Genomic DNA, 26,694 nt, shown 5'->3' with positions numbered 1-26,694 from the left:
CGAGACCCGCCCTCGCCAGCAGGGCGGCTCTGCAGACTCCACTTCCGACGCGGGTGGATCTCGATACGCCCGCTCCGCGGTCTACTCGATAAGCATGCTGCGCAAGCCGGCCGAAGCGCGATGGCCGAAGGCCGAGCCGTATCCGGCGAAGCGCGTCCCAGCGCTTCGCCGTCGGCGGACGCACGACGCTCTGCGGAACGCGACCACCCCAGGAGGCCGACCGCGCCGAGCCGGGCAGGGACCGGCTCGGAATCAGCTCAGAACCAGGAGCTCTCGCGGACTTCCTTCATGGCGGCTCGGCGGTCGTCCTTGGAGAGGCGGTCGAGGTAGAGGCGGCCGTCGAGGTGGTCGCACTCGTGCTGGAGGGCCTGGGCCATCAGGCCGTCGCCCTCGAGGACGACCTCGTTGCCGTCGAGGTCGGTGCCGCGGACCTTGGCGTGCGGGTAGCGGATCGCGGGGTACCAGAGGTTGGGGACGGAGAGGCAGCCCTCGTCGACGGGCTCGGGCTCGCCGCTGAGCTCGACGATCTCGGGGTTGAGGATGTAGCCGACGACGCCGTCGACGTTGTAGCTGAAGGCGCGGAGGTTGACGCCGATCTGCGGAGCCGCGACGCCGGCGCGCCCGGGGGTGCGCACGCTGTCGACGAGGTCCTCGACCAGTCCGCGGATCCCGTCGTCGATGGTCTCGATCGGGGCGGACACCGTCTTCAGGACGGGATCGCCGAAGATCCGGATCTGGCGTTCGGTCATGCGGTGCGCTCCCTCAGTGCCTCCTCGGCGGAGAGGAGGGCGTTCTCGACGACTTCGCTCGCCGCGGGGTGCGGCCAGTACTGGCTGCGGGCGAGGCCGCGGATCCCGACCCCCGCGCTGGCGGCCTGGACGAGCGGCTGAATGAGGATACTCGCCTGCGGGCCCATCAGGTGCGCGCCGAGCAGCTCGCCGTCGGGTCCGACGACGAGGGTGCAGATGCTCGAGTCGTCCTCCATCGCCCAGCCGTAGGCGGTGGAGCCGAACTCCTGAGTGACGGCGACGACGTCGATGCCGCGCTCCCCCGCCTCCTTCTCCGTGAGGCCGAAGTGCGCGATCTGCGGGTGCGCGAAGATCGCTCCGGGCACGGGGGCGAGGGTGTTCGAGAGCATCTCGCCCGGGTGCAGGAGGTTGTGCGCGACGAGCCGCGCCTCGTGGTTGGCGACGTGCTTGAGCTGCCACTCCGAGGAGACGTCGCCGAGGGCGAAGAGCCCGGGCACGACGCGTCCGCCGGAGAGGACCCGCTGCTCGTCGTCGACGACGACACGGCCGTCCGGGTGCAGGTCGATGCCGACGGAGGCCGCGGCGATGGTGTCGCTGTTCGGGTCGCGCCCGGTGGCGACGAGGATCGTGTCGGTCTCGACGCGGGTACCGTCGTCGAAGGTCGTGACGAGCCCGCCCGGAGTCGCCTCGACGCTCTCGGCGGAGACGCCGGTGCGGACGTCCCAGCGCTCGCGCGCGAGCGCTGTGAAGCCGCGGGCGATGCCCTCGTCGAGCGAGCGGAGCAGACGGTCACCGCGGACGGCGACCGTCACCGCGGTGCCGAAGGCCGAGAAGATGTGGGCGAACTCGACCGCCACCGCACCGCCGCCGAGGACGAGCATCCGGGCGGGGAGCTCGTCGATCCGCATGATCGAGTCGGAGTCGTGGATCCGCGGGTCGGGCTCGTAGGCCGCGAGGAGCGGACGCGGACGCGAGCCCGCGGCGACGACCACCTGCGGTGCGCTGATCCGGACCCCGCTCGCGCTGACCAGCACGTGCGGCCGGTCGCCGTCGCCGAGCGACTCGAAGCCGAAGCTCTCGCGCAGCACGGTGACGTTCTCGGAGCGGTTCGCCCGGTAGTCGAGGCCGCCGGCGCTGATGGCGTCGGTGCGGCCGAACACGCGGTCGCGCACCTCGGCCCAGTCGGGCCGGGCCACTCGGCCGTGCACGCCGACCCGGTCGCCCTGGTCGACGTCGGTCACGATGTCGGCGACGTGCACGAACATCTTGGTCGGGATGCAGCCGGCGTTGAGGCAGGTGCCGCCGAACCACTCGCCGTCGTCGAGGATCGCGACGCGGGAGCCGGCCCACTCGGGGCCGACGATCGAGTTGCCGGACCCGGCGCCGAGCACGATCAGATCGAATGCCAGGGTCTCCGCGGAGTCGGCCGCCACGGCGTCCTGCAGAACCGCGTCAGGCACGACGGACCGGGATGCCCTCGACGACGAGCGCGGCGAGCAGGCGCGCCGCCTCCTGGGTCGCCGGGCGCAGCTGCTCCCACTTGACGACCGAGCCGGCGGCGAGCACCGGGTCGTACGGGATGCGGACGATGTCGCGCACGCGCGAGCGGAAGTGCGACTCGATCTCCTCGAGCTTCACCAGGCTGGTGCCCTGCGTCGCGGTGTTCAGCGCGACGACGGCGTTCCGGACGAGATCGCCGTAGCCGTTGGCGTCGAGCCAGGTCAGGGTCTCGGAGGCCAGGCGCGCCTCGTCGACACTGCCGCCGGAGACGATCACGACGCTGTCAGCGCGCTGCAGCGTCGCGCGCATCACGGAGTGCACGATGCCGGTGCCGCAGTCGGTGAGCATGATCGAGTAGAAGCGCTCGACGAGGTCGGCGACGACGTTGTAGTCGTCCTCGTCGAAGGCCTCGGAGAGCTGCGGGTCCGTGTCCGAGGCGAGCACGTCGAGCCGGGTCTCGTCGCGCGAGACCATCGTCGAGAACTCGGTGAAGCCGGTCACGCCGGCGGCGCGGTTGACGACGTCGCGGACGGTCGAGCGGGTCTGCTTGGGGACGCGCTCGGCCAGGGTTCCGCGGTCGGGGTTGGCGTCGACCGCGATGATGCGGTCCTCGCGCGAGTCGGCGAGGGCCATCCCGAGCAGGGTCGTGACGGTCGTCTTGCCGACGCCGCCCTTGCGGGTCATCACCGGGACGAAGCGGGTGCCGCCCTCGAACTGGCGGCCTATCCGCTCGTCCATCGCCTTCCAGGCCTGGACCTTCGCGGAGTCGCCGAGGTTGACGGTGTGGAAGGTGAGGCCGTAGACGAAGCGGTTCCAGCCGCCGGTCGGCGCGGGCCGGGTCTTGCGGTTGACCTCGAGGAGCCGGTCGGGCGTCAGCATCGACGCGGACTCGGGCGCGGAGGACGACCCGCCGGTGCCGGACTCGGCGCGGAGGCGGTCGCGCCGGGTGACGCCGGGAGCCGGATCCGCGGCAGCCGGGTCGGACTCGCGCTCGATCTCCGGGGCGGGCTCGGCAGGACGCTGCTCGCCGCGACCGCGCGGCCGCTCGCCCGAGTCCTCGGGGAGCACCGACACCTCGTCGCGCGAGGCGATGCCGGCCGAGACGGGCCGGACGGCGCCCGGTGCGTCCGGGATGCCGAGGCGTCCGACGTCGATCGTCGGGTCCTCCACGGGTGCCGGAGCGCTCGACCGACGGCGCGCCGGAGCGGGCGAGTCCAGCCGGATGCCGTCGGGGATGCGGGTCGGAGCGGTGTCGCTCGCGCGCGGGGCGTACTGCTCGGAGTCCCGCGCCGCGTCGAGCGCCGTCCGCGGAGTCGGGCCGGTGTCGAGATCGGGCTGGTCGTCGTTGCGCTCATCCATGCGAACGAGCCTCCTTCCGCTTGCCGCCAGTGTACCGACGGGCCCGGCGGCGCACGGGGGCTCGGCTCCCGTCCTCGCGCCTGCTAGGTGCCGAGTGGAACCGTGTGCAGGGAACGGTTAGGTTCTCCCACCCGGAGGAAAGTAAAGTACTCAGCCATGCATGTACTCAGCGTGAGCTCCCTCAAGGGCGGCGTCGGCAAGACCACCGTGACGCTCGGCCTTGCATCCGCGGCGTTCTCGAAGGGCCTGCGAACGCTGGTCGTCGACCTCGACCCGCAGTCCGACGTCTCCACCGGCATGGACATCAACGTCGCCGGTCACCTCAACATCGCCGACGTCCTCACGTCGCCCAAGGAGAAGATCGTCCGCTCGGCGATCGCGCCCTCCGGCTGGACGAAGGAGCGCCAGGGCACGATCGACGTCCTGATCGGCAGCCCGTCCGCGATCAACTTCGACGGACCGCACCCCAGCATCCGCGACATCTGGAAGCTCGAGGAGGCGCTCGCGAGCGTCGAGGCCGACTACGACCTCGTCCTGATCGACTGCGCGCCCTCGCTCAACGCCCTCACCCGCACGGCCTGGGCCGCGAGCGACCGGGTCGCCGTGGTCACCGAGCCGGGCCTGTTCTCGGTGGCCGCCGCCGACCGCGCGCTGCGCGCGATCGAGGAGATCCGCCGCGGTCTCAGCCCGCGCCTGCAGCCGCTCGGTATCATCGTCAACCGCGCGCGCGTGCAGTCGCTCGAGCACCAGTTCCGGATCAAGGAGCTGCGCGACATGTTCGGCCCTCTGGTCCTCAGCCCGCAGCTGCCCGAGCGCACCTCGCTCCAGCAGGCGCAGGGCGCTGCGAAGCCGGTGCACGTCTGGCCGGGCGAGAGCGCGCAGGAGATGGCGCACAACTTCGACCTGCTGCTCGACCGCGTCATCCGCACGGGGCGCATCGGCGAGCAGGCGGTGCCGGCGGCGACGAGCTAGCCCGGCGAGGTCCGCGCACGGCGTCGCAGCCTCGGCTGCGGCGCCGTCGCTGTGTGCGGGAGCGGGTCACGCCGGAACGCCGGCATCGGACGGCGGGTCTGCAGGGCCGGCGTGCTGGGGACGGTGGGTCTCGATACGCCCCTTCGGGGCTACTCGACCAACATGCGGGAGCGAGCCTCGATCGAACGCCGTGCCCGGACGGCCCAGCATGATGACCGCGCCCTGCGGGGCTCCTCGGCAAGCAGGTGTCGCAGGCGTGCGGCGATCGACCGGCAGGAGGGGCGGGTCAGCCGACCTTGCGGGAGGCGCGGCGGCGGGCGAGCTCGTCGGAGGGGTCGACGGACTGGTGGTCGAGCTCGACGAGGCTGGTCTCGACCTCGCGGAGGACCTTGCCGACGGCGATGCCGAAGACGCCCTGGCCGCGGCTGAGGAGGTCGATGACCTCGTCGTTCGAGGTGCAGAGGTAGACGCTCGCGCCGTCGCTCATCAGCGTGGTCTGCGCGAGGTCGTCGACGCCGGACTCGCGGAGCTGGTTGACCGCGGTGCGGATCTGCTGGAGGGAGATGCCGGTGTCGAGGAGGCGCTTGACGAGCTTCAGCACGAGGATGTCGCGGAAGCCGTAGAGGCGCTGGGTGCCGGAGCCGGAGGCGCCGCGCACGGTTGGCTCGACGAGCTCGGTGCGGGCCCAGTAGTCGAGCTGGCGGTAGGTGATGCCCGCGGCCCGCGCTGCGACGGCGCCGCGGTAGCCCGCGTCGGCGTCGAGGTCGGGCAGTCCGTCGGTGAAGAGGACGAGGTCGCGCTGGCCGCTGACGTCGCGGCTGACTTCTCTCATCCCTGTGCCTTCCGGATACGAACGTCGGTCGCTCCGAACGCGCTCCCTAAGCTACCGACCCGGGGATGCCGAGTAAACGACATCCGCTCTTCCGGGAGGGCGTGTCGTCGGCCCGGCCCGGAGATCACGAGCGAGCGAGCCGCGAGAGCGCGCTGCGCACCATGGCCTCGCGGATGGTGCCGAGGTGCGCGGCGAGGCCGATCGCGTTCTCGGCGGCGCCGGCCGTGCCGGACGCGTCGCCGCGGCGGGTGCTCGAGGCGACGACGCTCTCGATCAGCGACATCTCGCGCTCCACGGCGATGCGGAGCGGGCGGAGGTGGCGCGGCTCGATGCCCGAGCGGCCGAGGTCGACGAGCGCCTTGAGCGTCGTGACCGCCTCCTCGCCGAAGACGTCCCCGCCGCGGACCAGCCCGGCGGCGATCGCCTCGCGCACCAGCGCCGGGCTCGCCCCGGATTCGCTCGCGAGACCGTCGCGGGTGAGCCGGGTGGCGGGGGCCAGCAGGGAGGGTGCGGCGCCGCCGGCACCGGCGGGGAGGGACGGCTCGCGTCCGGCGTCGACGTCGTCGAGGTAGCCGCGGATCACCTTGAGCGGCAGGTAGTGGTCGCGCTGGAGCGCGAGGATCATCCGCAGGCGCTCGACGTCACCGGTGGAGAACTTGCGGTAGCCCGAGTCGGTGCGAGCGGGCGAGACGAGCCCCTGCTCCTCGAGGAACCGCAGCTTCGACGGCGTGACGTCGGGGAACTCGGTGGTGAGGTGGGAGAGGACCTGGCCGATGCTCAGGAGAGCGGCCGGGCCGGACGGGAGTGCGCGAGCGGCCGAACGACCCACGGCTACGCGTCCGGAGCGGCGACGAGGTCGGCGCGGGACGCGTAGAAGGTGAGGCGGAACTTGCCGACCTGCACCTCGGAGCCGTCGGTGAGGATCGCGGACTCGATCCGGACACCGTCGAAGTAGGTGCCGTTCAGCGAGCCCAGGTCGCGGACCTCGAACGAGGTGCCGCGGCGCACGAACTCGGCGTGCCGGCGCGAGACGGTGACGTCGTCGAGGAAGATGCCCGCGTCCGGGTGCCGGCCGACGGTCGTCGAGTCGATGTCGAGCAGGAAGCGGGCCCCGGTGTTGGGACCCCGACGGACGACGAGCAGGGCGGAGCCGGAGGGCAGAGCGCCGACGGCCTCGGCCTCCTCGCGGGATGCCCGGTTGTCGAGCGCCGCCAGCTGGGCGCCGATGTCGTCGGTGAACGTGAGGGTCGTCTCCGTCGACGGCTCGACGGGAACGGACGGATCTGCGGATGACGCTCCGCGCACGGACTCGACCAAGACGTACCTCCTCGCTATCCCCTCAGCGTATCGGAATCGGAGGGCCCGCCGGTCGCCCCTGACGGTCCGTCGACCCCCAGGACGAGGCCTCGGGTCTGCACCGCGTAGACGATCCCCGCCCACCAGTAGAGGAACGCGCCCCAGAGCGCGAAGGCCCACGCGACGGGGAGGGACGCCGGGGCCAGCGCCGGGAAGGCCTGCCCGAGCATGATCAGCGGCAGCGCGTAGAAGAGGCAGAACGTGGCGAACTTGCCCAGGTGGTGCACCGGCAGCGGTCCGTAGCCGTGGTTCGCGAGGACGACCGCGAGCACGACGAGCATCAGATCGCGCGCGACCAGCACGGCCACCAGCCACCAGGGCACCAGCTCGCGGACGGCGAGCCCGATCACCGTCGCGAAGATGTAGAGGCGGTCGGCGGCCGGATCGAGGACGGCGCCGAGGCGCGTGATCTGGTCGAAGCGGCGCGCGATCCAGCCGTCGAGGTAGTCGGTGAGGCTGGAGAGGACGAGCGTCAGCAGGGCGAGCGCGTCCTCGCCCTCGATGATGAGCACGAGGAACACCGGCACCAGTGCGAGCCGCACCATGCTGAGGATGTTCGGGACCGTCCAGATGCGGTCCTCCGCCGCACGCGCCATGCCGGGAGCCCTCGTCAGCGCTTGTCGCGCCAGACCCGCTCGAAGGGGAGCCGCCAGGCGTGCGGGGCGATCAGCTGGTGGATCGCGTTCGGGCCCCAGGAGCCCGGTGCGTAGAGGCGCACGGGCGGCGGGTCCTGCAGGAGCGGCGCCGACACCTCCCAGAGGCGCTCGATGCCCTCGGCGGTGGTGAAGAGCGTGTGGTCGCCGCGCATCGCGTCGAGGATCAGCCGCTCGTAGGCCTCGAGGGCGTCGCCGGCGCGGTCGGTCTCCTGCAGCGCGAACTGCATGCTCAGCTTGTCGAGCCGCATGCCCGGGCCGGGGCGCTTGCCGTAGAAGGACAGCGACACCTTGGAGGCGTCGGCCAGGTCGAAGGTGAGGTGGTCGGGGCCGTGCGCGCCGACGCCGGAGCCCTGCGGGAACATGCTCTTCGGCGGCTCGCGGAAGGCGATGGAGATGATCCGCTGCCCCTCCGCCATCCGCTTGCCGGTGCGCAGGTAGAACGGCACCCCGGCCCAGCGCCAGTTGTCGATCTCGCACTTGAGGGCGACGAAGGTGTCGGTCTCGGAGTCGGGCGCGACGCCCGGCTCCTCGCGGTAGCCGATGTACTGGCCGCGGACGACGTTCTCGGGGTTCAGCAGCCGCATCGAGCGGAAGACCTTGTTCTTCTCCTCGCTGATCGCCTTCGGCTCGAGGGCGGTCGGCGGCTCCATCGCCATGAAGGCGAGGACCTGGAAGAGGTGGGTGACGACCATGTCCTTGTAGGCGCCGGTCGACTCGTAGAACTCGGCGCGGCGGTCGAGGGTGAGCTTCTCGGGGATGTCGATCTGGACGTGGTCGATGAAGTTGCGGTTCCAGATCGGCTCGAAGAGGCCGTTGGCGAAGCGGAAGGCGAGGATGTTCTGCGCCGGCTCCTTGCCGAGGAAGTGGTCGATCCGGAAGATCTGCTCCTCGTCGAACGTCTCGTGCAGCTCGGCGTTGAGGACGACGGCGCTCTCGAGGTCGACGCCGAAGGGCTTCTCCATGATGATCCGCGAGCGCTCGACGAGGCCGGCCTCCGCGAGCATGCGGACGACCGAGAGGGCGGCGCGCGGCGGGACGCTGAGGTAGTGCAGGCGGCTGACGTCCGGGCCGAGCACCTTCTCGGCGTCGGTGACCGCCTTCGCCAGCGCGGCGGGGCCGGCGGACTGCGGGACGTAGCGGAGCTTGGAGGCGAACTCGTCCCACTGGGCGGGGGTCAGCGAGCGGCTGCCGAACTCGTCGTAGGCGAGCTTGGCGAAGGCGCGGAAGGACTCGTCGTCGTGCTCCTCGAGCGAGGTGCCGACGATCTGCAGGTCGGGTGCGAGCGAGGACAGCGCCAGGTGCGCCATGCCCGGGATGAGCTTGCGGCGGGACAGGTCGCCCACGGCCCCGAAGAGGACGACGACGTGAGGGGCGGCCTGCTCGGTCTGGACGGCGGGGGCGGGAGGTGCAGGGGTCACGGTCACCCCTCGATCATTCCATTCCGCCGCGTGACAGTGGCGTCATCCGCCGGACACGCGCCGCCGCTAAGGTCGTGCCGTGCCTCCGATCTCCGACGCGCCAGCCGCGACCGCAGCACCCGCCTCCTCCGCCTCCTCCGCCGACGGGACCGTCGCGCCGCCGTTGGACGACCGCATCCGCGGCGACGTCCATCTGCTCGGCGAGCTCCTCGGCCAGGTCCTGCGGGAATCGGGCGACGACAGCCTCTACACCGACGTCGAGCGGCTCCGCGCCCTGACGATCGGCGCCTACGACAGCGGGCACCCGGACGAGCTGGCCGCGGCGGAGGAGTTCGTCGCGTCGCTGACCGCCGAGCGCGCCGAGGAGGTGGCGCGGGCGTTCACCTGCTACTTCCACCTCGTGAACGTGGCGGAGGAGTTCCACCGCGTGCGGGTCCTGCGCCGCCGCGACGCCGACGCCGGCGCCCAGCGGCCCGAGGACTCGATCATCGCGTCGATGGCGACCCTCACCGACGAGCTGGGCGAGGAGGAGGCGTTCGAGCGCCTCTCGCGCCTGGAGTTCCGCCCCGTCCTCACCGCGCACCCGACGGAGGCGCGCCGCCGCGCGGTCTCCTCCACCATCCGCCGGATCAGCGCCCTGCTCGAGCAGCGGGACGACCCGCGCACGGGCGGCGTCGTGCTGGTCGAGAACCGCCGGCGCCTGCTCGCCGAAGTCGACACGCTCTGGCGCACGGCGCCGCTGCGCGAGTCGAAGCCCAGCCCGCTCGACGAGGTCCGGACCGCGATGAGCGTGTTCGACGAGTCGCTGTTCTCCGTCCTGCCGCGGGTCTACCGCCGGCTCGACGACGCGCTGCTCGGTGACGCCTCCGGCACCCGCAAGCCGATCGCCCCCGCGTTCGTGCGCCTGGGCACCTGGATCGGCGGCGACCGCGACGGCAACCCGTTCGTCACCGCGGAGACGACCCTCGAGGCCGTCGACATCGCTGCCGAGCACGTCCTGATCGGGCTCGAGCGCGTCGCCCGCCGGGTCGGCCGCTCCCTCACGCTGGACGCCGGCACCACTCCCCCGTCGGCGGCCGTCGAGGCGCTCTGGGCCGCGGGGGTCGAGAAGGCGCCCGAGCTCGCCGCGGTCATCGCCGAGCGCTCGCCGAGCGAGACCCACCGCCGCGTCCTGCTCTTCACAGCGGACCGGCTCGCGGCGACCCGCTCCGGCGGCGCGCTCGCCTACGGCTCCGCCGCCGAGCTGCTCGCCGACCTGCGGACCCTGCAGGACTCGCTGATCGAGGCGGGCGACGTCCGCTCGGCCTACGGCGACCTGCAGGACCTGCTCTGGCAGGTGGAGACCTTCGGCTTCCACCTCGCCGAGATCGAGGTGCGGCAGCACTCGAAGGTGCACCGCGAGACCCTCGCGGCGGTCCGCGCCGGCGGTGAGCTCGACGAGCGCAGCATCGAGGTGCTCTCGGTCTACCGCGCCATCGCGACGATCCAGGAGCGCTTCGGCACCGACGCGGCCCGCCGCTACGTCGTGTCGTTCACCCAGTCGGCCGAGGACCTCAAGACGGTCTTCGACCTGGCCGAGGCGGCGACCGACGGGAACCCGCCGATCATCGACGCGGTCCCGCTCTTCGAGACGTTCGCCGACCTCGACGCGTCGACGGACATCCTGGCCGAGATGATCCAACTGCCCCAGGTGCGCGCGCGCCTCGCCGCGACCGGGAACCGGCTCGAGGTCATGCTCGGCTACTCCGACTCCTCGAAGGACGTCGGCCCCGTCTCGGCGACGCTCGCGCTCTACGACGCGCAGGCGCGCATCGCGAAGTGGGCCGAGGACGAGGGCATCGTGCTCACGCTCTTCCACGGCCGCGGCGGCGCCCTCGGCCGCGGCGGCGGACCGGCGAACCGCGCGGTGCTCGCGCAGCCGCCCGGCTCGGTCGACGGCCGCTTCAAGCTGACGGAGCAGGGCGAGGTCATCTTCGCCCGCTACGGCAACCCGGACATCGCCACCCGGCACATCGAGCAGGTCGCCGGTGCGACGCTTCTCGCCTCCTCGCCCTCGATCGGCGAGCGCAACGCCGGCGCCGCGGACCGCTTCCGCGACGTCGCCGCGACGATGGACCGCGAGTCGCGCCGCCGCTTCTTCGAGCTGGTCAAGGCCGACGGCTTCGCGCCCTGGTTCGCCCGGGTCACCCCGCAGGAGGAGGTCGGCCTGCTCGCGCTCGGCTCGCGGCCGGCCCGCCGCGGCCTCTCGGTCGAGTCGCTCGAGGACCTGCGGGCGATCCCGTGGGTCTTCGCCTGGACCCAGGCCCGCGTCAACCTGACCGGCTGGTTCGGACTCGGCAGCGCCCTCGAGGCGGTCGGCGACCTGGACGAGCTGCGCACCGCCTACGAGACCTGGCCGCTGTTCACCACGATGATCGACAACGTGGAGATGTCGCTGGCGAAGACCGACGAGGGCATCGCCCGACGCTACCTGGCGCTCGACTCCCGCGACGACCTCGCCGGTCTGGTGCTCGACGAGATGGAGCTCACCCGCCGCTGGGTGCTCTCGATCACCGGCGAGGAGAGCCTGCTCACCGGGCACCGCGTGCTCGGGCGGGCCGTGCGGCTGCGCACGCCCTACGTCAACGCGCTGTCGCTGCTGCAGCTGCGCGCGCTCCGGGCACTGCGCACGGATCCGGGCGGCTCGGGGACCGAGCAGAACCAGCGGCTCCTGCTGCTGGCCGTGAACGGCGTGGCCGCCGGCCTGCAGAACACGGGCTGATCCCGCTCGCCGCGGGACTCCCGCGCGAACGACGGAACCCCCGGCGGCCTGAGCGGCTGCCGGGGGTTCCGTCGTCGTGCGGGTGGAGCGGTGCGGATCAGATCTGCGCGCCGTGGTCGAACTTCTGCGGGGCGCCGGACTCCTGCGCGGCCTTCGCCTCCTCGTACTGCTTGCGGACCGCGACCATGTCGAGGCCGCGGACCTGCTCGAGCAGGGAGTCGAGGGCCGGGGCGGGCAGGGCGCCGGGCTGCGCCATCAGCGGGATGCCGTCGCGGTAGACGACGAGGGTGGGGATCGACGAGATGCCGTAGCTGCCGGCGAGCTGCTGCTGGTCCTCGGTGTCCACCTTCGCGAAGGTGACGTCCGGGTTCTTCTCGCTGGTCGCCTCGAAGACGGGGGCGAACTGGCGGCACGGGCCGCACCACTCCGCCCAGAAGTCGATGAGGACGATGCCGTCGGAGACGGTCTGGTCGTGGGTGTCGAGAGTCATCGCTGTCGTGGCCATGAGGGATGCAACCGACCCGATCCGCGCGCTATTCCCGGGCGGCGGGCGGGGTGGTCGGCGCCGCGGAGTCCAGCAGGTCGAGCAGGGTGCGCGGGCCCAGAGCCGTGGCGCCGAGCTCCTCGATCCGGGCGACGAGGCCGCGGTCGGCGGTCACCACGCGGGCGGTCGACCCAATCGCCGCGACGCGCTCGACGATCGCGTCGTCTCCGGAGCCGGCGGCGCTCTCGACGCTCAGCCGTCCGCGCGGAGCCGCGTCGACCGCGTCGGCGGTGCGTGCCGCCCGGGCGTCGCCCTCGAGGACGACCGCGATCCGCGGCCAGACCGTGTCGGCCTCGACGGCGAACAGCGAGCCGGGGACACCGAGTGCCGCGAGGCGCCCGAGCGCCGCGACGAGGCGCTCCGCCGCGCCGGCGCGGTCGCGCCACCAGCCGTCCGGACGCGAGCCGACGACGTTGGCCGCGTCGACGACGAGGACGCACGGCTCGGTGTCGAGGGCGCGCAGCTCGCGCCAGGAGGCCTCGAACCCCGGGTGCAGCGGGAGCGCGTCGACCTCGGCCGGCGGGACCCAGCGCAGCTCCTGGCTCTCGGCGTCGGCGATCCGCGGGGTGAAGTGCTCGAGGGCCCGGGCGACGACGGTGGTGTAGCTCCAGGGGCCGATGGTGACGACGCGGGAGAGGACGGGCACGACGATCCCGTCGGGCACTCCGGCCTCCTCGACCGATTCGCGCAGGGCGCCCTCGAAGGCGGTCTCCTCGGGGTGGCGGGCGCCGCCCGGGAGTCCCCAGGTGTCGCCGAAGTGGCTCCAGGTGGCGCGGTGCTGGAGCAGGACGCGGCCGTCCGGGTCGCGCAGCAGCAGCCCGGCGGCGCCGAAGCGACCCCAGAAGCGGCGCCCGTCGCCGATCTCGACCCAGCCGTCGCCGAGCGCGGCGTCGAAGGGGTGGCGCGGAAGCGCTCCGCCGTCGGCCGGGCCGTCGCTCGTCATGCGCTCCAGCCTTCCACATCGCGCCGACCGTCCCGGACCGCCCGCCGCACAGCACCGAGTCGCTCACCGGCTCGAATCGAGCACCTGGCAGAATCGACGGATGCGCCGCTCGAGGATCCTCCTGCCCGCGACGCTCGCCTGGCTCGGCGTGATCGCGCTGATCACCCTCACGCCGGCGCCGTACCCGGCCGGACAGCCCTCGGCGCTCGTCCGCGGGATCATCGCGTTCCTCGCCTCCACGCCGCTGACCGCCTGGTTCACCTTCGATGTCGCCGAGTTCGTCGCCAACGTGCTGATGTTCGTGCCGCTCGGCGCGCTGGTCGCGCTGCAGCTGCCGCGGCGGCGCCGGCTGCTCGCCGCGCCGATCGGCCTCGGCGTCTCGATCCTGATCGAGACGATCCAGCTGCTCGCACTGCCCTCGCGCGTCGCGGACGTGCGCGACCTCGTCTCGAACGGCACCGGCGCGCTTCTCGGTGCGCTGCTGGTCGTCGTGCTCGCCCGTCTCCCGCTCCGCCCCCGGAAGGACCGCACCGCCCATGCCCGCTGACACCCTCGTCGTCCTCGGCCGCCCCTCGCTCGACACTCCGGCGCACGACGCAGGCTCCGCATCCGTGCTCGATGCGACCGGTCGGGGCGGGCTGGACGTCACCGACCTCGGCTTCACCCGCGGCGACGGGGTCTTCGAGACGATCAACCTGGTCGACGGGCGGCTGCAGGCGCTCGACGCGCACCTCGACCGGTTCGACAACTCGGCGCGGATGCTGGACCTGCCCCGCCCGGACCGCGCCGCCTGGCGGACGGCGATCGACGAGGCCGTCGCCGCCCACCCGCGGGTGCCCGAGGCGATGGTGAAGACGATCCTGAGCCGCGGGGTCGAGGGCGACGGGCGGCCGACCGGCATCGTCTTCGTGCAGACGAGCCCGGACTTCGGGCCGGCCCGCCGGGACGGCGTGCGGGTGGTGCTGCTCGACCGCGGACTGCGCTCCGACGTGCAGCACACGTCGCCGTGGCTGCTCGCCGGCGCGAAGACGCTCTCCTACGCGGTCAACCGGGCGGCCTCGCGAGAGGCGCTGCGGCGCGGGGCGGACGACGCGCTGTTCGTGTCCAGCGACGGCTTCCTGCTGGAGGGGCCGACCTCGAACCTGGTGCTGCTCGCGGGCGGCGAGCTGGTCACTCCGCCGCCGAGCCTGGGGCTGCTGCCGGGGACGACGCAGGCGGACCTCTTCGCGCTCGCAGGCGGGCTCGGGCTCGGCACGGCGGAGCGCCCGCTGCGGGCCGAGGACCTCGCGGCGGCCGAGGCCGCCTGGCTGGTCTCCAGTGCGCGGAACGCCGCGCCGATCCGCGCGGTGGACGCGCAGGAGCGCCGCGTCGACCACGAGCTCACGGCCCGGATCAACGCGGCGCTCCTCGCGCGCTAGGGGCGGTCGCTCGGACCGGCCCGCTCAGGCGGGACCGCTCAGACCTGGTCCTCGATGTCGGCAATGCCGTGGTGCATCAGACCGCCGCGGGTGTAGTCCAGGGCGGGGTCGGGGCTGCCCTGGACGCGCTCGTCGGCCGCCTCGTCGTTGATCACGGCGGTGACGATGCCGCGCCAGTCGGTGCCCTCGGCGACGGCCTCGTCGGAGCCGACTCGGCGGGTGACGAAGACCGCCTCGCCCTCCTCACCGCTGTGCGAGATGATCGCGAGGACGCCGACCGCGCGGCCCTCGGGGTGGCGGACCTGCCACTCCTCGTGGCCCGACGGGACGAGGGTGAACTCGAGTCCGGCGTGCGGGAAGGGGCTGTCGCGCAGCTCGGACGGCGAGCCGCTGTGCTCGGGCGCTCCGCGGGTGGGGACGCCCTCGCCGGTGTCCTCGCCGTAGCTGTGGTATGTGCTCATGGTGAACCTCCTCGGTCGGCGGCCGGTGGGGCCGCGGATCCCTCGTCGATGGGACCACCCCCATCATGGCTTCGTAGACTGGACGGATGCAGATCCCGGTGACCGGCTCCGTCCGCGTGGACGCCTGGCTGTGGGCGGTCCGCGTGTACAAGACGCGCTCGGCCGCCACGACGGCCGCCCGGGCCGGTCACGTCCGAGTGAACGGCGAGCGGGCCAAGGCCGCGCAGACCGTGAAGGTCGGCGACGAGGTCCGCGCCCGCATCGGCGGCTTCGACCGCGAGCTCGTGGTCCGCGGCCTGATCGTGAAGCGGGTCGGCGCGCCCGTCGCGGCCGAGTGCTTCGAGGACCGCACTCCCCCGCCGCCGCCGCGCGAGGCGGCCCCCGCGATCATCGAGCGCGACCGGGGCGCCGGCCGCCCGACCAAGCGCGATCGGCGCGAGATCGAGCGGCTCCGCGGCTTCTGACGGCCGGCTCCGCGCCTCAAGGAGCGAGCGCGCGTGCCCGCTCGAGGAGCTCCTCGGCGACCTCGTCGAGGAAGCGCTGCTGCAGGGCGTCGCCGACCTGGACGAAGGCGATGTCGGTGAAGCCGGCCTCGATGAAGGGGACGACGCTCTGGGCGAGCTCGTCGAGGTCGGGGCCGCAGGCGATCGACTCGGCGACGTCCTCCGGGCGCACGAACTGGCTGGCACCCGCGAAGCCGGCCGGGGTGGGCAGGTCGGCGTTGACGGACCAGCCGCCCGCGAACCAGCGGAACTGCTCGTGCGCCAGGGCGATCCCCTGCTCCTTGTCCGGCGCCCAGCAGATCGGGATCTGCCCGATCGAGCGCGACGGAGCGGCGTCGGCACCGCGGACGGCGGTCCACTGCGAGATCAGCTCGGCCTCGGGCTCGGTGGTGATCAGGTGGTCGCCGAGCGGGGCGAAGCGCTCGATCGACTTCTCGCCCGAGACGGCGAGGCCGATCGGCACGGGCTTGTCCGGGAGGTCCCAGATCCGGGCGGAGTCGACGCGGAAGTAGTCGCCCTCCCAGGTGACCAGCTCACCGGTGTGCAGGGCGCGGATGATGTGCACCGCCTCCTCGAGCATGTCCTGGCGCGCGGAGACGGCGGGCCAGCCCTCGCCGACCACGTGCTCGTTCAGGTTCTCGCCCGAGCCGAGGCCGAGGAGGAAGCGGTCGTCGGAGAGGATCGCGAGGGTCGCCGCCTTCTGCGCGATCACGGCGGGGTGGTAGCGGATGGTCGGCGCCGTGACGTAGGTGGCGAGCTCGATGGTCGAGGTCGCCTGCGCGACCGCGCCGAGCATGGTCCAGGCGTAGGAGGCGTGCCCCTGCTCGGTCAGCCAGGGCGAGTAGTGGTCGCTCGAGACCGCGAACTCGAAGCCGTGCCTCTCGGCATCGACCGCGTAGCCCACCAGCTGCTTCGGGCCGCTCTGCTCGGTCATCAGGGTGTAGCCGAATCGCACCATCGTCCGCCTCGTTCCGCTCGTCGTCGTCGCCGTGCCGGAGGGCAGGCGTCCATCGTTCGGCTCCATCGTCGGGCGGGGACGGGTGCTGCCGACAGCCCCTTGCCCGCCGGGCGGGGGCGGGCTAGCGGCGCCGTGCGTCAGACGAAGCGGACGCGGTTCTGGACGCGGGTGCGGACCTCGAAGGACTCGCCGTAGCCGCCGAGGCGCGGGTCGTCGGTGCCGGAGCGCAGCAGCTGCGGGAGGAGGGAGCGGCGGAGGAGCACGTCTCCCGCGTGGCGACCCCGCTCGACCTGCTCGTAGGGCTGCTCGAGGGCGTCGTCGGGGACGACGATCACGCTCGCGGAGAAGCGCACGCCGAGCTCGCGGCCGAGGCGGCGGGCGGCCTTCGAGAGCGAGGCGAGCGGCTTCTCGTCCTCGGCCAGGCCGGCACCCTCGACCTCGCCCTTGCGCAGGCGGACGGGCTCGCCCCAGTCGGCCGAGGTCAGGGCGAGGAGGCCGGACGGGCCGAGCACCAGATGGTCGATCTTGACTCCGCCGTCGCCGACCGCGACGTCGTTCCAGATCGTGAAGGCGATGCCGAGGGCGCCGACCAGGGAGGCCGTCGCCTCCTCCGCGTGGGCCTTGGCCAGCCAGGAGCGGACCTCGCGGGGGGCGGAGCGCACCAGCGCAGGATCGAAGGGGTCGTCGATCTCGACGCCGCGGCCGACCCACTCGCGGACGAGGCGGAGGTAGTACTCGCGAGCGGCGCCACCCGGGTGGCCGTAGGAGCGGGCGCGCACAGAGGACGCCGTCTGCTGGCGGGGCGAGCCGGTGTACGGCGCGTGCGAGGAGGCTCCGGGGGCGGGCGCTCCGCGGTCGTAGTCGACGCGGGCGCCGGCGCTGCCGATCCGCTCCCAGGCGACCTGCACGGCGTGGAACGAGGCCGCGTCTCCCCCGGTGTCCGGGTGGGTCTCGCGCAGCAGGCGGCGGTAGGCGCGCTTGAGCTCGTCCTCCGACGCGCTCGCGGGGACGCCCAGCACCTCGTAGGGGGTGCGGGCGGCGTGGCTGTCTGGCATGTGCTTCCGGAGGGTCGGGGGCGGCGGATGAACGCCCGGTCTCCGAGCATATCGACGCCGCCCGGGCGCCCGGTGGGAGCGCGCAGGGCGCACGCTCCACGGCGCCCGGGTGCGGGTCGGCGTCCGGACTCGGGTCAGCGGTCGGCGAGCAGCTCGCGGACGCGCGGGATCACCTGGGTGCCGTAGAGCTCGATGTTCCGCATGATCGCGGCGTGCGGCAGGGTGCCGGCGCTGTACTTGAGGTCGAAGCGGTCGATGCCCAGGGCGCCGACGGTGTTCGCGATCTTCCGGGCGACCGTCTCGGGAGAGCCGAGGTGCAGCGCGCCCTCGGGGCCCGCCTCCTCGGCGAAGCGCTCGCGGGTGAGCGGGGCCCAGCCGCGCTCGCGGCCGATCGAGTCGAGCATGCCCTTGTAGTGGCCGAAGTACAGCTCGTGCGCCTCCTCGTCGGTGTCGGCGATGAAGCCGGGCGAGTGCACGGCGACGGGCAGGCGCGGCTGCTCGAGCTGGTCGAGGGCGCGGCCGAAGAGGTCGACGTAGGGGCGGAAGCGGGCGGGGGCGCCGCCGATGATCGCGAGGACCAGCGGGAAGCCGAAGCGCGCGGCGCGGACGACCGACTCGGGGCTGCCGCCGACGCCGATCCAGGTGCGCAGGCGGCGGTCGCCCTCCATCGTCGGGTAGACGCTCTGCTCGGTCAGGGCCGGGCGGACCGTGCCCTGCCAGGTGACCGGGCCGCCCTGCACGAGCTCGTGGAAGAGCTCCAGCTTCTCCTCGAAGAGCACCTCGTACTGGGAGAGGTCGAGGCCGAAGAGCGGGAAGGACTCGGTGAAGGACCCGCGGCCGAGGATGACCTCGGCGCGGCCGTTCGAGAGCCCGTCGAGGGTGGCGAAGCGCTGGTAGACGCGCACGGGGTCGTCGGAGGAGAGGACGGTGACCGCGGAGCCGAGGTGGATGCGCTCGGTCCTCGCGGCGATCGCGGCGAGCACGACGTCCGGGGCGCTGACGGCGAAGTCGGCGCGGTGGTGCTCGCCGACGCCGAAGAAGTCGAGGCCGACCTCGTCGGCGAGGACGCCCTCCTCCACCACGTCGCGCAGGACCTGGCCGTGCGAGAGGAGCGTGCCGTCGGCCGCGGCCGTGACGTCGCCGAAGGTGTCGACACCGAACTTGATTTCATGCGTACTCATGGACTTTGCAACCTCCGAGGGTCGGGGACTATTCCGGCGGCGACGGCCGGCTCGCGGTAGGCCAGCCCCAGCGATGAGACGGTGTCGTGCGCGTTCAGGCCGCTGGGGTTGGGCAGCACCCAGAGCGGGGCGCCGGCGATCGGCTCGTCCTGCCGCCCCTGGCGCGCCTTGGTCCGCCCGAAGGCGGCGCGGTAGGCGGTGATGCCGACCATCGCGACGGCGGCGGGGCGGACGCGCTCGACGGTGCGGATCAGGCGCTCGGCGCCGGCGCGCAGCTCCTCCGGCGTGAGCTCGTCGGCGCGGGCGGTGGCGCGGGGTGCGAGGTTGGTGATGCCGACGCCGCGGTCGGCGAGGGCGCGGCGATCCTCGGCGGTCATCCCCTCGGAGACGCGGAACACGCGGTCGAGGATGCCGGCGGCGGCGAGGGCCGGGTAGAAGCGGTTGCCGGGGTGGGCGAAGTGCGCGCCGGTCGCGGCCGTCCAGAGGCCGGGGTTGATGCCGACGAAGAGGAGGCGGACGTCGCCGTCGAGCAGGTCCTCGACGGTGCGGTCGCGGTACGAGGCGAGCTCGGCGCGGGAGAACGGCATGCGGCCATCCTGCCGTGCGGGCCGCGCGGACGGTGGCAGCATGGGGGCATGACGAACGCATCGCAGGACCACCCGATTCAGCACGGCAGTGACGACGCAGCCCTGGACGAGAAGCTCCGCGGCATCCTGCTGCAGGTCGCCGGCGACGCCGAGCTCCGGCCCGAGGAGGACGTCGAGGCCCTGCTGCGCCAGCGCCTGCGCGACACCCGCATCGAGATCGCGGAGGAGCACATCGCCGGGCTCGCGCGGCGGATCCCCGGGCTGACGCAGCGCGGCGGCGGCGACCTGAGCCCCGGCGCGCACTGAGTCCCGGAGCGCACTGAGTCCCGGAGCGCGCTGAGCGCACCGCGTCACTCCGGCAGCGCCGGTCCCTTCCGGTGGTGGTCGAAGACCAGGCTCGTCCGGGTCGAGGCGACCGCCGGGTGCGCCGAGAGGTTCGACACCACGAAGTCGCGGATGTCGTTCGAGTCGCGCACGGCGACGTGGAGGAGGAAGTCCTCCGAGCCGCCGAGGAAGAACAGCTGCACGACCTCGGGCAGCGCGCGGATCTCCTCGGCGAACCGGGTGATCGCCTGCCGCTGACCGGCGCGGATGTTGACGCTGATCAGTGCCTGCAGGGTCAGCCCGAGGGCCGCGGGGTCGAGCTCGGCGGTGAAGCCGGTGATGATGCCGCGCTCGACGAGGGAGCGCACCCGCGAGACGCAGGTGGAGGGCGCGATGCCCGCCTGCTCGGCGAGGCGGCTGTTCGGGGTGCGGGCATCGGCGCGGAGCAGGCGGACGAGGGTCCGGTCGATCGGATCGAGGTCGCCGAGGTCGTGCAGATCCTGCGGTCTCATGGCGGCACGGCTCCCTCTGATCGCGGATCCTGCGGTGAACACTCCGATTCTCGACGATCCTGCGGATGTTCTCCCGTTCGAAACATGATCTTCGCACGATAGGGGCAGTCCACCGCGAAGGAGCAGTCATGCGCATCGGCATCCCCACCGAGATCAAGAACAACGAGAACCGGGTGGCGGCGACGCCCGCCGGAGTGCACGAGCTGGTGCGGCGCGGGCACGAGGTGCTGGTCGAGGCGGGCGCCGGGCTCGGCTCGCGGGTCTCGGACGAGGACTTCGCCGCCGCCGGCGCCCGGATCGTCGCGGGGCCGGACGAGGTCTGGGGCGAGGCCGACCTGGTGGTCAAGGTCAAGGAGCCGATCGAGGCGGAGTACCCGCGGATGCGCTCCGGGCAGATCCTCTTCACCTACCTGCACCTCGCCGCCTCCCGCGCGTGCACCGATGCGCTGCTCGCCGCCGGCACCACCGCGATCGCCTACGAGACCGTGCAGCTGCCCGATCGCCACCTGCCCCTCCTCTCGCCGATGAGCGAGGTCGCCGGGCGGCTCTCGATCACCGTCGGCGGCTACCACCTGATGCGGGCGGCCGGCGGGCGAGGCACCCTCCTCGGCGGAGTGCCCGGGACGCCGAAGGCCAAGGTCGTCGTGATCGGCGGCGGCGTGGCCGGCGAGCACGCGGCGGCGAACGCGCTCGGCATGGGCGCCGACGTGACCGTGGTGGACCTGTCGATCCCCCGGCTGCGCGAGCTCGAGGCGCGCTTCGACGGGCGGATCCAGACGCGCGCGTCCTCGACGTACGAGATCGCGGCGCAGATGGCGGAGGCCGACCTGGTGATCGGATCGGTCCTGATCCCGGGTGCGCGGGCGCCGAAGCTCGTGACGGACGAGATGGTGGCGACGATGAAGCCGGGCTCGGTGCTGGTGGACATCGCGATCGACCAGGGCGGCTGCTTCGAGGGATCGCGGCCGACGACGCACGACGACCCGGTCTTCGCGGTGCACGACAGCGTCTACTACTGCGTCGCCAACATGCCCGGCGCGGTGCCGGAGACGTCGACGCGGGCGCTGACGAACGCGACGCTCCCCTACGTCGTCGCGCTGGCGGACCGCGGCTGGAAGGCGGCGCTCGCGGCGGATCCGGCGCTCGCGAAGGGGCTCAGCACGCACGACGGGCAGGTCGTGAACGCGGCGGTCGCCGCGGCGTTCGGGCTGCCGGCGGCGAGCCTCGAGGACCTGCTGGGCTAGGCGGCCGCGGTCAGCTCAGGCCGAGGGTCTCGACGATCTGCGCGATCTCGTCCTCGGGGGCGGCCGCGAGGTCGACGGTGACGTGCCGCTCGTCGTCGCCGAGCGGCTCCAGGGCCTCGAACTGCGAATTCAGCAGGGCGGGCGGCATGAAGTGGCCGGTGCGCGCGCCGAGGCGATCGGCGATCAGCTCGCGGGTGCCGGCGAGGTGCACGAAGACGAGGTCGTCGCGGCGGAGCACGTCGCGGTAGCGCCGCCGCAGGGCGGAGCAGGTGACGACGACGGAGTCGCCCCCGCTCACGAGGGCGTCCACGCGGGCCGCGATCGTCGCCAGCCAGGGGGCGCGGTCCTCGTCGTCGAGCGGGACGCCCTCGGCCATCTTCGCGACGTTCGCGGCGGGGTGGAGCTCGTCGCCCTCGACGAAGGTCCAGCCGAGGCGGTCGGCCAGCAGGGTGGCGATCGTGGACTTGCCGCTGCCGGAGACGCCCATCACGACGAGGGCGCGGACGGGAGTGGCGGAGGGACTGGCCGATGCGGTCATGACCTCGATTATGTCCGACGAATAGCTGGTCGGGCGAGGCGAGCGCCGGAATACTGGGGGCATGGACGGACCGCGCTCGCTGCACGAGGCGGTGCTCGACGAGCTCGGGTCGCAGATCGTGCAGGGCGCACTGGCGCCCGGGAGCGCCTTCAGCGCGGACGAGCGGGCGGAGCGCCGCGGGGTCTCCCGCTCGGTGATGCGCGAGGCGGTGCGCGTGCTGGAGTCGCTCGGGCTGGTGGTCTCGCGGCGGCGGGCGGGGACGCGGGTGCAGCCGCCGGAGTGCTGGAACGCGCTGGATCCGCGGGTGATCGGCTGGAGCCTCGACGGGCCGGACCGGCAGGCGCAGCTGCACCGGCTGAGCCAGCTGCGCCTCGGCGTGGAGCCGCTGGCGGCGCGGCTCGCGGCGGAGCACGCGACGGCCGGGCAGCGGATCGCGCTCGCCGAGGCGGCGGGCGGGATGTCCGGGCACGCTCGGGCGGCCGATCAGGCGGCCTACCTCGCCGCCGACGTCGTCTTCCACCGGACGCTGCTGGCGGCGTCGGGGAATCCGATGCTCGCGCAGCTCGGCGACCTCGTCGCGGAGGTGCTCGCCGGGCGCACGCGGCACGCGCTGATGCCGCGCGAGGCGGACTCGGAGGCGGTGGGGCTGCACCGGTCGGTCGCCGCCGCGGTGGCCGAGGGCGACGGCGAGGCGGCGGAGGCGGCGATGCGCGCGATCGTCGAGGAGGCGGACCGGGCGGTGCAGGCGGGGTGAGGGCGGGTCGTGGCGGGCGGGTCTCGATACGCCCTGCGGGCTACTCGACCAGCATGCAGGGCAGGCGGCTCCCGACGGGGCGGGTCTCGATACGCCCTGCGGGCTGCTCGACCAGCAGGGGTCGGGCTGCTCGAGCAGCCTGGCTCGGGCTGGTCGACCGGCGTGACTCGGGTGCTCGACCGGAGGGGGCGGTCGGGCTGCGAATGGGGTGGGGCGGGTTGCTGTGCGGGCCGGCGGGGCGCACAGTGGAGGGATGGCCGAGGGATACTCCTCCGCGCAGGTGCGGGCCGCCGAGGCGCCGCATCTGGCGCGTCGAGAGCCGCTGATGCAGCGGGCAGCGGACGGGCTCGCGCGGGAGCTGCGGGCCGCGCTCAGCACGCGCCGGGACCGGCGCGGCGCGGGCAGCGTGCTCGTGCTGGTCGGGCCGGGGAACAACGGCGGGGACGCCCTGTACGCGGCGGCCGAGATATCCTCCTCCGGCAGCGACGTGTCGCTCGTGCTGACCGCGGACCGGGCGCACCAGCGCGGACTCGCCGTCGCGCTGGACGACGGCTGCGGCCGCGTCGCGGCCGACGACCCGGCCGCCCTCGCGGCCGCCGTCGCCCGCGCGGACGTGATCGTGGACGGCATCCTCGGCATCGGCACGGCGGAGCCGGCGCTGCGCGGGCGGCCGCGCGAGGTGGTGGCGACGGTGATCGAGGCGCTCGGACGACGCGAGGACGCGCCCGTCGTGGTCGCCGTCGATCTGCCGAGCGGCATCGGGCCCGACGACGGCGCGGTACCGGACGAGACCGTCCTGCCCGCCGACGTGACCGTGACCTTCGGGGCGATCAAGGCGGGGCTGCTCCTCGAGCCGGCGCGCTCCTACGTCGGGCGGATCCGGCTCGTGGACATCGGGCTCGGGCCCGACCTCGCCGGGGTCGAGCCGATCGTCAGGACGTAGAGATTCGGCCTACGCCTGCGCGCCGCGGGTGAGCAGGTGCGCCCGCTCGGGGTGCTGGTCGAACCACTGTCCGACGTACCAGCACATCGGCACGATGCTGCGGCCGCTCGTCGCCTCGATGTCGTCGACGGCGAAGGCGACCAGCTCGCCGGCCAGCCCCTGGCCGCGGTGCGGCGGCGAGGTGAAGGAGCGCACGAGCGAGACGCTCTCGTCGTTCTCGTGGAAGTCGAGGACGCCGACGAGCGCCCCGTCCTGGTGCAGCTCGTAGCGGGACGCGTGGTCCGCCCGGCGGAAGTCCTTGGCCATCTCCCCAGGGTAGGCCGCTCGCGCTCCGCACGGCCGGGGTGGTCAGGATCCGTCGCCGAGCAGATCGCCGTCGACGTAGTACCAGCGGCCGTCCTCGCGGAGGAAGCGGCTGCGCTCGTGCACCAGCCCCGGCCCCTCGGACGAGCGGTAGGAGGCGCGGAACTCGACGAGCCCCTCCGCGTCGTCCTCGCCGCCGAAGGAGGTGTCGACGATCTGCAGGCGCCGCCAGCGGACGTCGTCGTCGAGGTCGACGCGCTTCGGGCGGGTGGACGGGTGCCAGCTGGACAGCAGGTAGCCGGCGCTGCCGAGGACGTTCGCGCTGTAGCGGCTGCGCATCAGGCGCTCCGCGGTCGGCGAGGGCGTCTCGCCGAGGTGGGCGGGGCGGCAGCAGTCGGCGTAGTGGCGGCGGCTTCCGCACGGGCAGGCGTCGGCGGGGTGCATCCGGACAGTCTCGCAGGGCGCGGGCGCGCCGGATCGCCCTACTCCCCCGCTCCCGCCGGCTCCGCCACCAGCGACACCGCGAGCAGATCGCCCGTCGGCCCGGCGCCGACGGCGTGCAGCGAGAACTCGACCAGGCCGTCCTCACCCGTCGACGGGGTGATCTCGTACTCCACCTCGACGGCGTCGTCGAGCGTCCGGACGGCGAGCGGCTCGCCGAGCGGGCGGCCGTCGATCCGGAGCTCGTGCTCGCCGCCGCCGTCGCGGTCGCGCAGCAGGACGCGGAGCACGGCGGCGCGCCGCGACGGATCGACGAGGGTGTAGCCGAACCAGCCGTCCGGGCCCTCGGCGCTGCGCCAGTGCACGCCGTCGGCGCCGCCCGCACGGCTGCGGTGCCCGACGAAGGCGTGGTCCGACTCGGGCTGCTGCTCGCCCGCGGTCACGGAGTCGATCACCGCGGCTGCGGAGGCGGCCTCGCGGTCGAGCGCGGCGAGCTCGGCCCAGCGCGCGGCGGCGTCGGAGCCGGTGGGCCAGTAGAGCGTGTAGCGGCTGTCGTGCAGTGCGGAGAAGGGCTCGAGGCGGACCGGACCGCCGTCGGTGCGGAGCTCCGCGGTCAGGGTCGCGCGGTCGAGGAGGGCGACGGCGCCGACTCCCCCGGTGACGACCGGGGTCGCGGCGAGGTCGCGGAGCGGGCCCGAGGCGACGTGCGCCATCCGCCGGTCGTCGGCGATCAGTCCGTCGAGGTCGGCGTCGTCGGTCCTCGCCGCGAGTACGACGGGGCCGTAGGAGAACGCCGACCAGGCGGAGCCGTCGGGCAGCGGCTCGGCGCGGAAGCCGAGCGCGAAGACGACCCGGATCTCGTGGCGACCGGGCGCCAGGACGGCGGTGCGGACGAAGCCCTCGGCGGCCGCGGTGTCGAGCGCTGCGCCGTCGACCGTCACGGTCATCGACTCCGCCCACGACGGCCGGCGGAGCCGCACGGCGCCGGCGCGCTCCAGGTCCACGGTGATGGTCACGTCGTCCGCCTGCGGGAAGGCAGTGTCGATCCGCGCGCGCAGCCCGTGCTCCGGGGCGTCGAGGGTCGAGGGCAGGTAGAGGGCGATCAGCAGGTCGTCGCCGGTCTGCGCATGGTCACCGTCGCGCGACTCGTCGCCGACGAGGGCGTAGATCAGCTCGCCGTAGCGGGCGTGGTTCTCGAGCCCCGTGCCGACGCAGCACCACATCCCCTCCTGCGGCGCGGAGTAGACCCGGTAGTGCGCGGGGCGCAGCGGCGTGAAGTAGACGAAGCCGCCGTCGGGGTGCTGCGAGGAGAGCAGGTGGTTGTACTGCGCGCGCTCGACGTAGTCGAGGTAGCGCTCCTCGCCGCCCGCCTCGAAGAGGACACCGCTCAGCTCGATCATGTTGGCGGTGTTGCAGGTCTCGGGGCCCTCGCGGTCGAGGATCATCGACGTGAAGTCGCTCGCGCGGTGGAAGTGCTCGCGCACGCTGTTGCCGCCGATCGCGACGGTGCGCTCGCCGGTGACCCGCTCCCAGAAGAAGCGCGCGGCCGGCAGCTGCTCGCCGCCGAGGCGCGCGTAGCCGACCGCCTTCGGGATCTGGGTGTTAGCGTGCAGCCCGTCGAGCGCGTCGCGCCGCTCGAGCAGCGGGTCGAGCAGCGCGCGGTGCGAGAAGCGCGCGGCCTCGGCGCGGTAGGCGGCGGCGCGCTCGGAGTCGCCGGGGTCCGCGGCGGCCACCTGCTCCGCGAGATCGGCGAACGCCTCGTTCATCCCGCCGAACTCGGCGTGCAGCATCGCCTCGAAGGCGTCGTCGTCGAGCTCGGCGGAGACGCCGAGCCACCAGTCCGCGAACCGCACGGCCATCGCGAGCGCCCGCTCCGAGCCGCCGGCGGACGCGGCGTCCAGGAGCCCCGAGAGCGTCTTGTGCAGGTTGTACAGCGGCACCCAGCGGCCGTTGAGGGTGAAGAGGTCGGCGTCGACCTCGCCGCGGGCGAGCTCCTCCCCCAGTGCGCGCCCGCCGGGGACGCCGCCGAGGTAGCCGGTGCCGACCGCGTCCTGGGCCCGCTCGAATCCGTCGAGCAGGGTCTCCATCCGCTCGCGCGCGGCGGCGTCGCCCGTGGCCGCGAGCATCAGCGCGCTCGCCGAGAGGGCGTGACCGCCGACGTGCCCGTCGAGCCCGTCCGACTCCCAGTTGCCGTAGCCCTCCGCCGCGGGCAGACCGGCCTCGCGCAGGAACGGCGCGAGCAGGCGGTCGGGGTCGAGCGCGAGGAGGTAGCGCAGGCCCGTGGTCTGGGCGTCGGCGAAGGCGCTCGGCAGCAGGCGGACGGAGCGCAGCGGGAAGCGGCGAACGGAGCGGACGGCGGGGACGGTGCGGGGCAACGGGAGA

General features: G+C 73.5%; 29 protein-coding genes. 9 read left to right on the top strand and 20 right to left on the bottom strand.

Annotated features, from left to right (window positions below):
• Window positions 1-257 precede the first annotated feature (257 nt).
• Genes def through MT353_RS20905 form a run of 3 tightly spaced genes read right to left on the bottom strand, consistent with a single transcriptional unit; the run spans window position 258 to window position 3,608 of the window.
• Window positions 258-749, bottom strand: coding sequence for a peptide deformylase (gene def, locus MT353_RS20915; RefSeq protein WP_243625824.1), 492 nt, complete (start codon window positions 747-749; stop codon window positions 258-260).
• A complete protein-coding gene (locus tag MT353_RS20910; protein WP_243625823.1) occupies window positions 746-2,209 on the bottom strand; it encodes a mycothione reductase in 1,464 nt (487 codons plus the stop codon). Before MT353_RS20910 ends, def begins: the two co-directional genes overlap by 4 nt.
• Window positions 2,202-3,608 (bottom strand): MinD/ParA family protein, encoded by a 1,407-nt coding sequence (locus tag MT353_RS20905; protein ID WP_243625822.1) that lies wholly within the window; start codon window positions 3,606-3,608, stop codon window positions 2,202-2,204. Before MT353_RS20905 ends, MT353_RS20910 begins: the two co-directional genes overlap by 8 nt.
• A gap of 156 nt (window positions 3,609-3,764) precedes the next feature.
• Between MT353_RS20905 and MT353_RS20900 the strand changes: the two genes are divergently transcribed.
• Complete coding sequence (locus MT353_RS20900) at window positions 3,765-4,580, top strand: ParA family protein (protein WP_123446122.1); 816 nt, start codon at window positions 3,765-3,767, stop codon at window positions 4,578-4,580.
• A gap of 286 nt (window positions 4,581-4,866) precedes the next feature.
• Here the strand turns inward: MT353_RS20900 and MT353_RS20895 are convergent, their stop codons facing one another.
• The 5 genes from MT353_RS20895 to zwf all read right to left on the bottom strand — a co-directional run bounded on the left by MT353_RS20895 (window position 4,867) and on the right by zwf (window position 8,842).
• Window positions 4,867-5,412, bottom strand: a complete 546-nt coding sequence (locus MT353_RS20895; RefSeq protein WP_123446121.1) for a MerR family transcriptional regulator — start codon at window positions 5,410-5,412, stop codon at window positions 4,867-4,869.
• A 124-nt stretch (window positions 5,413-5,536) separates the two neighbouring features.
• Window positions 5,537-6,241, bottom strand: a complete 705-nt coding sequence (locus MT353_RS20890) for a MerR family transcriptional regulator (protein ID WP_243599882.1) — start codon at window positions 6,239-6,241, stop codon at window positions 5,537-5,539.
• A 2-nt stretch (window positions 6,242-6,243) separates the two neighbouring features.
• A complete protein-coding gene (locus MT353_RS20885) occupies window positions 6,244-6,729 on the bottom strand; it encodes an FHA domain-containing protein (protein ID WP_279392406.1) in 486 nt (161 codons plus the stop codon).
• Between the two features lie 14 nt (window positions 6,730-6,743).
• Window positions 6,744-7,364 (bottom strand): CDP-alcohol phosphatidyltransferase family protein, encoded by a 621-nt coding sequence (locus MT353_RS20880; RefSeq protein ID WP_243625821.1) that lies wholly within the window; start codon window positions 7,362-7,364, stop codon window positions 6,744-6,746.
• 14 nt (window positions 7,365-7,378) lie between these two features.
• Window positions 7,379-8,842 carry a glucose-6-phosphate dehydrogenase gene (gene zwf, locus MT353_RS20875; RefSeq protein ID WP_123704898.1) on the bottom strand — a complete coding sequence of 488 codons (1,464 nt, stop codon included), beginning with the start codon at window positions 8,840-8,842 and terminating at the stop codon, window positions 7,379-7,381.
• 79 nt (window positions 8,843-8,921) lie between these two features.
• Here zwf and MT353_RS20870 point away from each other — a divergent pair, with 79 nt between their 5' ends.
• Window positions 8,922-11,603 (top strand): phosphoenolpyruvate carboxylase, encoded by a 2,682-nt coding sequence (locus tag MT353_RS20870; RefSeq protein WP_374204729.1) that lies wholly within the window; start codon window positions 8,922-8,924, stop codon window positions 11,601-11,603.
• Between the two features lie 97 nt (window positions 11,604-11,700).
• Here MT353_RS20870 and trxA read toward each other — a convergent pair whose 3' ends face one another.
• Together trxA and MT353_RS20860 are read right to left on the bottom strand one after the other, a co-directional pair.
• Window positions 11,701-12,108, bottom strand: coding sequence for a thioredoxin (gene trxA / locus MT353_RS20865; protein WP_123446118.1), 408 nt, complete (start codon window positions 12,106-12,108; stop codon window positions 11,701-11,703).
• Between the two features lie 28 nt (window positions 12,109-12,136).
• A complete protein-coding gene (locus MT353_RS20860) occupies window positions 12,137-13,090 on the bottom strand; it encodes an NUDIX hydrolase (protein ID WP_132436371.1) in 954 nt (317 codons plus the stop codon).
• Window positions 13,091-13,190: 100 nt separating this feature from the next.
• On the opposite strand from MT353_RS20860, the gene MT353_RS20855 reads away from it, so the two are divergent.
• Entirely contained in the window at window positions 13,191-13,637 is a 447-nt protein-coding gene (locus MT353_RS20855; RefSeq protein WP_243599879.1) for a VanZ family protein, read from the top strand.
• Window positions 13,627-14,508: an aminotransferase class IV gene (locus tag MT353_RS20850; protein ID WP_243625820.1), complete on the top strand. Its 882-nt coding sequence runs from the start codon at window positions 13,627-13,629 to the stop codon at window positions 14,506-14,508. The genes MT353_RS20855 and MT353_RS20850 overlap by 11 nt, the downstream gene beginning before the upstream one ends.
• Window positions 14,509-14,546: 38 nt before the next feature.
• On the opposite strand, the gene MT353_RS20845 is transcribed toward MT353_RS20850, so the two are convergent.
• On the bottom strand, window positions 14,547-14,969 hold the full coding sequence (locus tag MT353_RS20845; protein ID WP_243625819.1) for a hypothetical protein: 423 nt from the start codon (window positions 14,967-14,969) through the stop codon (window positions 14,547-14,549).
• Between the two features lie 86 nt (window positions 14,970-15,055).
• Between MT353_RS20845 and MT353_RS20840 the strand changes: the two genes are divergently transcribed.
• A complete protein-coding gene (locus tag MT353_RS20840; RefSeq protein WP_123446113.1) occupies window positions 15,056-15,433 on the top strand; it encodes an RNA-binding S4 domain-containing protein in 378 nt (125 codons plus the stop codon).
• Between the two features lie 16 nt (window positions 15,434-15,449).
• Here MT353_RS20840 and MT353_RS20835 read toward each other — a convergent pair whose 3' ends face one another.
• The 4 genes from MT353_RS20835 to MT353_RS20820 all read right to left on the bottom strand — a co-directional run bounded on the left by MT353_RS20835 (window position 15,450) and on the right by MT353_RS20820 (window position 19,253).
• Window positions 15,450-16,430, bottom strand: a complete 981-nt coding sequence (locus MT353_RS20835) for a TIGR03557 family F420-dependent LLM class oxidoreductase (protein ID WP_243625818.1) — start codon at window positions 16,428-16,430, stop codon at window positions 15,450-15,452.
• Between the two features lie 137 nt (window positions 16,431-16,567).
• Entirely contained in the window at window positions 16,568-17,485 is a 918-nt protein-coding gene (locus MT353_RS20830) for a J domain-containing protein (protein ID WP_123735909.1), read from the bottom strand.
• A gap of 134 nt (window positions 17,486-17,619) precedes the next feature.
• Entirely contained in the window at window positions 17,620-18,666 is a 1,047-nt protein-coding gene (locus MT353_RS20825) for an LLM class flavin-dependent oxidoreductase (protein ID WP_243625817.1), read from the bottom strand.
• Window positions 18,663-19,253: a mismatch-specific DNA-glycosylase gene (locus MT353_RS20820; protein ID WP_243625816.1), complete on the bottom strand. Its 591-nt coding sequence runs from the start codon at window positions 19,251-19,253 to the stop codon at window positions 18,663-18,665. Before MT353_RS20820 ends, MT353_RS20825 begins: the two co-directional genes overlap by 4 nt.
• 48 nt (window positions 19,254-19,301) lie before the next feature.
• Here MT353_RS20820 and MT353_RS20815 point away from each other — a divergent pair, with 48 nt between their 5' ends.
• Window positions 19,302-19,559, top strand: coding sequence for a hypothetical protein (locus MT353_RS20815; protein WP_243599873.1), 258 nt, complete (start codon window positions 19,302-19,304; stop codon window positions 19,557-19,559).
• Between the two features lie 44 nt (window positions 19,560-19,603).
• Here the strand turns inward: MT353_RS20815 and MT353_RS20810 are convergent, their stop codons facing one another.
• The gene (locus tag MT353_RS20810; RefSeq protein WP_123446107.1) at window positions 19,604-20,089 is read right to left on the bottom strand and encodes an Lrp/AsnC family transcriptional regulator; all 486 of its coding nucleotides are present in this window, start codon (window positions 20,087-20,089) and stop codon (window positions 19,604-19,606) included.
• A 128-nt stretch (window positions 20,090-20,217) separates the two neighbouring features.
• Here MT353_RS20810 and ald point away from each other — a divergent pair, with 128 nt between their 5' ends.
• Entirely contained in the window at window positions 20,218-21,333 is a 1,116-nt protein-coding gene (gene ald / locus MT353_RS20805) for an alanine dehydrogenase (protein ID WP_243599871.1), read from the top strand.
• Between the two features lie 10 nt (window positions 21,334-21,343).
• Here the strand turns inward: ald and MT353_RS20800 are convergent, their stop codons facing one another.
• Entirely contained in the window at window positions 21,344-21,871 is a 528-nt protein-coding gene (locus tag MT353_RS20800) for a gluconokinase (RefSeq protein WP_243625815.1), read from the bottom strand.
• A gap of 61 nt (window positions 21,872-21,932) precedes the next feature.
• Here MT353_RS20800 and MT353_RS20795 point away from each other — a divergent pair, with 61 nt between their 5' ends.
• Entirely contained in the window at window positions 21,933-22,625 is a 693-nt protein-coding gene (locus MT353_RS20795; protein ID WP_243625814.1) for a FadR/GntR family transcriptional regulator, read from the top strand.
• 253 nt (window positions 22,626-22,878) lie between these two features.
• The gene (locus MT353_RS20790; protein WP_123735915.1) at window positions 22,879-23,568 is read left to right on the top strand and encodes an NAD(P)H-hydrate epimerase; all 690 of its coding nucleotides are present in this window, start codon (window positions 22,879-22,881) and stop codon (window positions 23,566-23,568) included.
• A 9-nt stretch (window positions 23,569-23,577) separates the two neighbouring features.
• Here the strand turns inward: MT353_RS20790 and MT353_RS20785 are convergent, their stop codons facing one another.
• Genes MT353_RS20785 through MT353_RS20775 form a run of 3 tightly spaced genes read right to left on the bottom strand, consistent with a single transcriptional unit; the run spans window position 23,578 to window position 26,687 of the window.
• Entirely contained in the window at window positions 23,578-23,874 is a 297-nt protein-coding gene (locus MT353_RS20785; RefSeq protein WP_123706542.1) for a GNAT family N-acetyltransferase, read from the bottom strand.
• Between the two features lie 42 nt (window positions 23,875-23,916).
• Complete coding sequence (locus MT353_RS20780) at window positions 23,917-24,315, bottom strand: YchJ family protein (protein ID WP_123446101.1); 399 nt, start codon at window positions 24,313-24,315, stop codon at window positions 23,917-23,919.
• 38 nt (window positions 24,316-24,353) lie between these two features.
• Window positions 24,354-26,687 carry a beta-L-arabinofuranosidase domain-containing protein gene (locus MT353_RS20775; protein ID WP_243625813.1) on the bottom strand — a complete coding sequence of 778 codons (2,334 nt, stop codon included), beginning with the start codon at window positions 26,685-26,687 and terminating at the stop codon, window positions 24,354-24,356.
• Window positions 26,688-26,694: the final 7 nt, after the last annotated feature.

The sequence above is a fragment of the Rathayibacter sp. VKM Ac-2927 genome (genome assembly GCF_022815525.1).
GTDB classification, from domain to species: Bacteria; Actinomycetota; Actinomycetes; order Actinomycetales; family Microbacteriaceae; genus Rathayibacter; species Rathayibacter festucae.
Note: the sequence above shows the minus strand (reverse complement) of the source record. Positions and strands in the feature narration are given on the sequence as shown.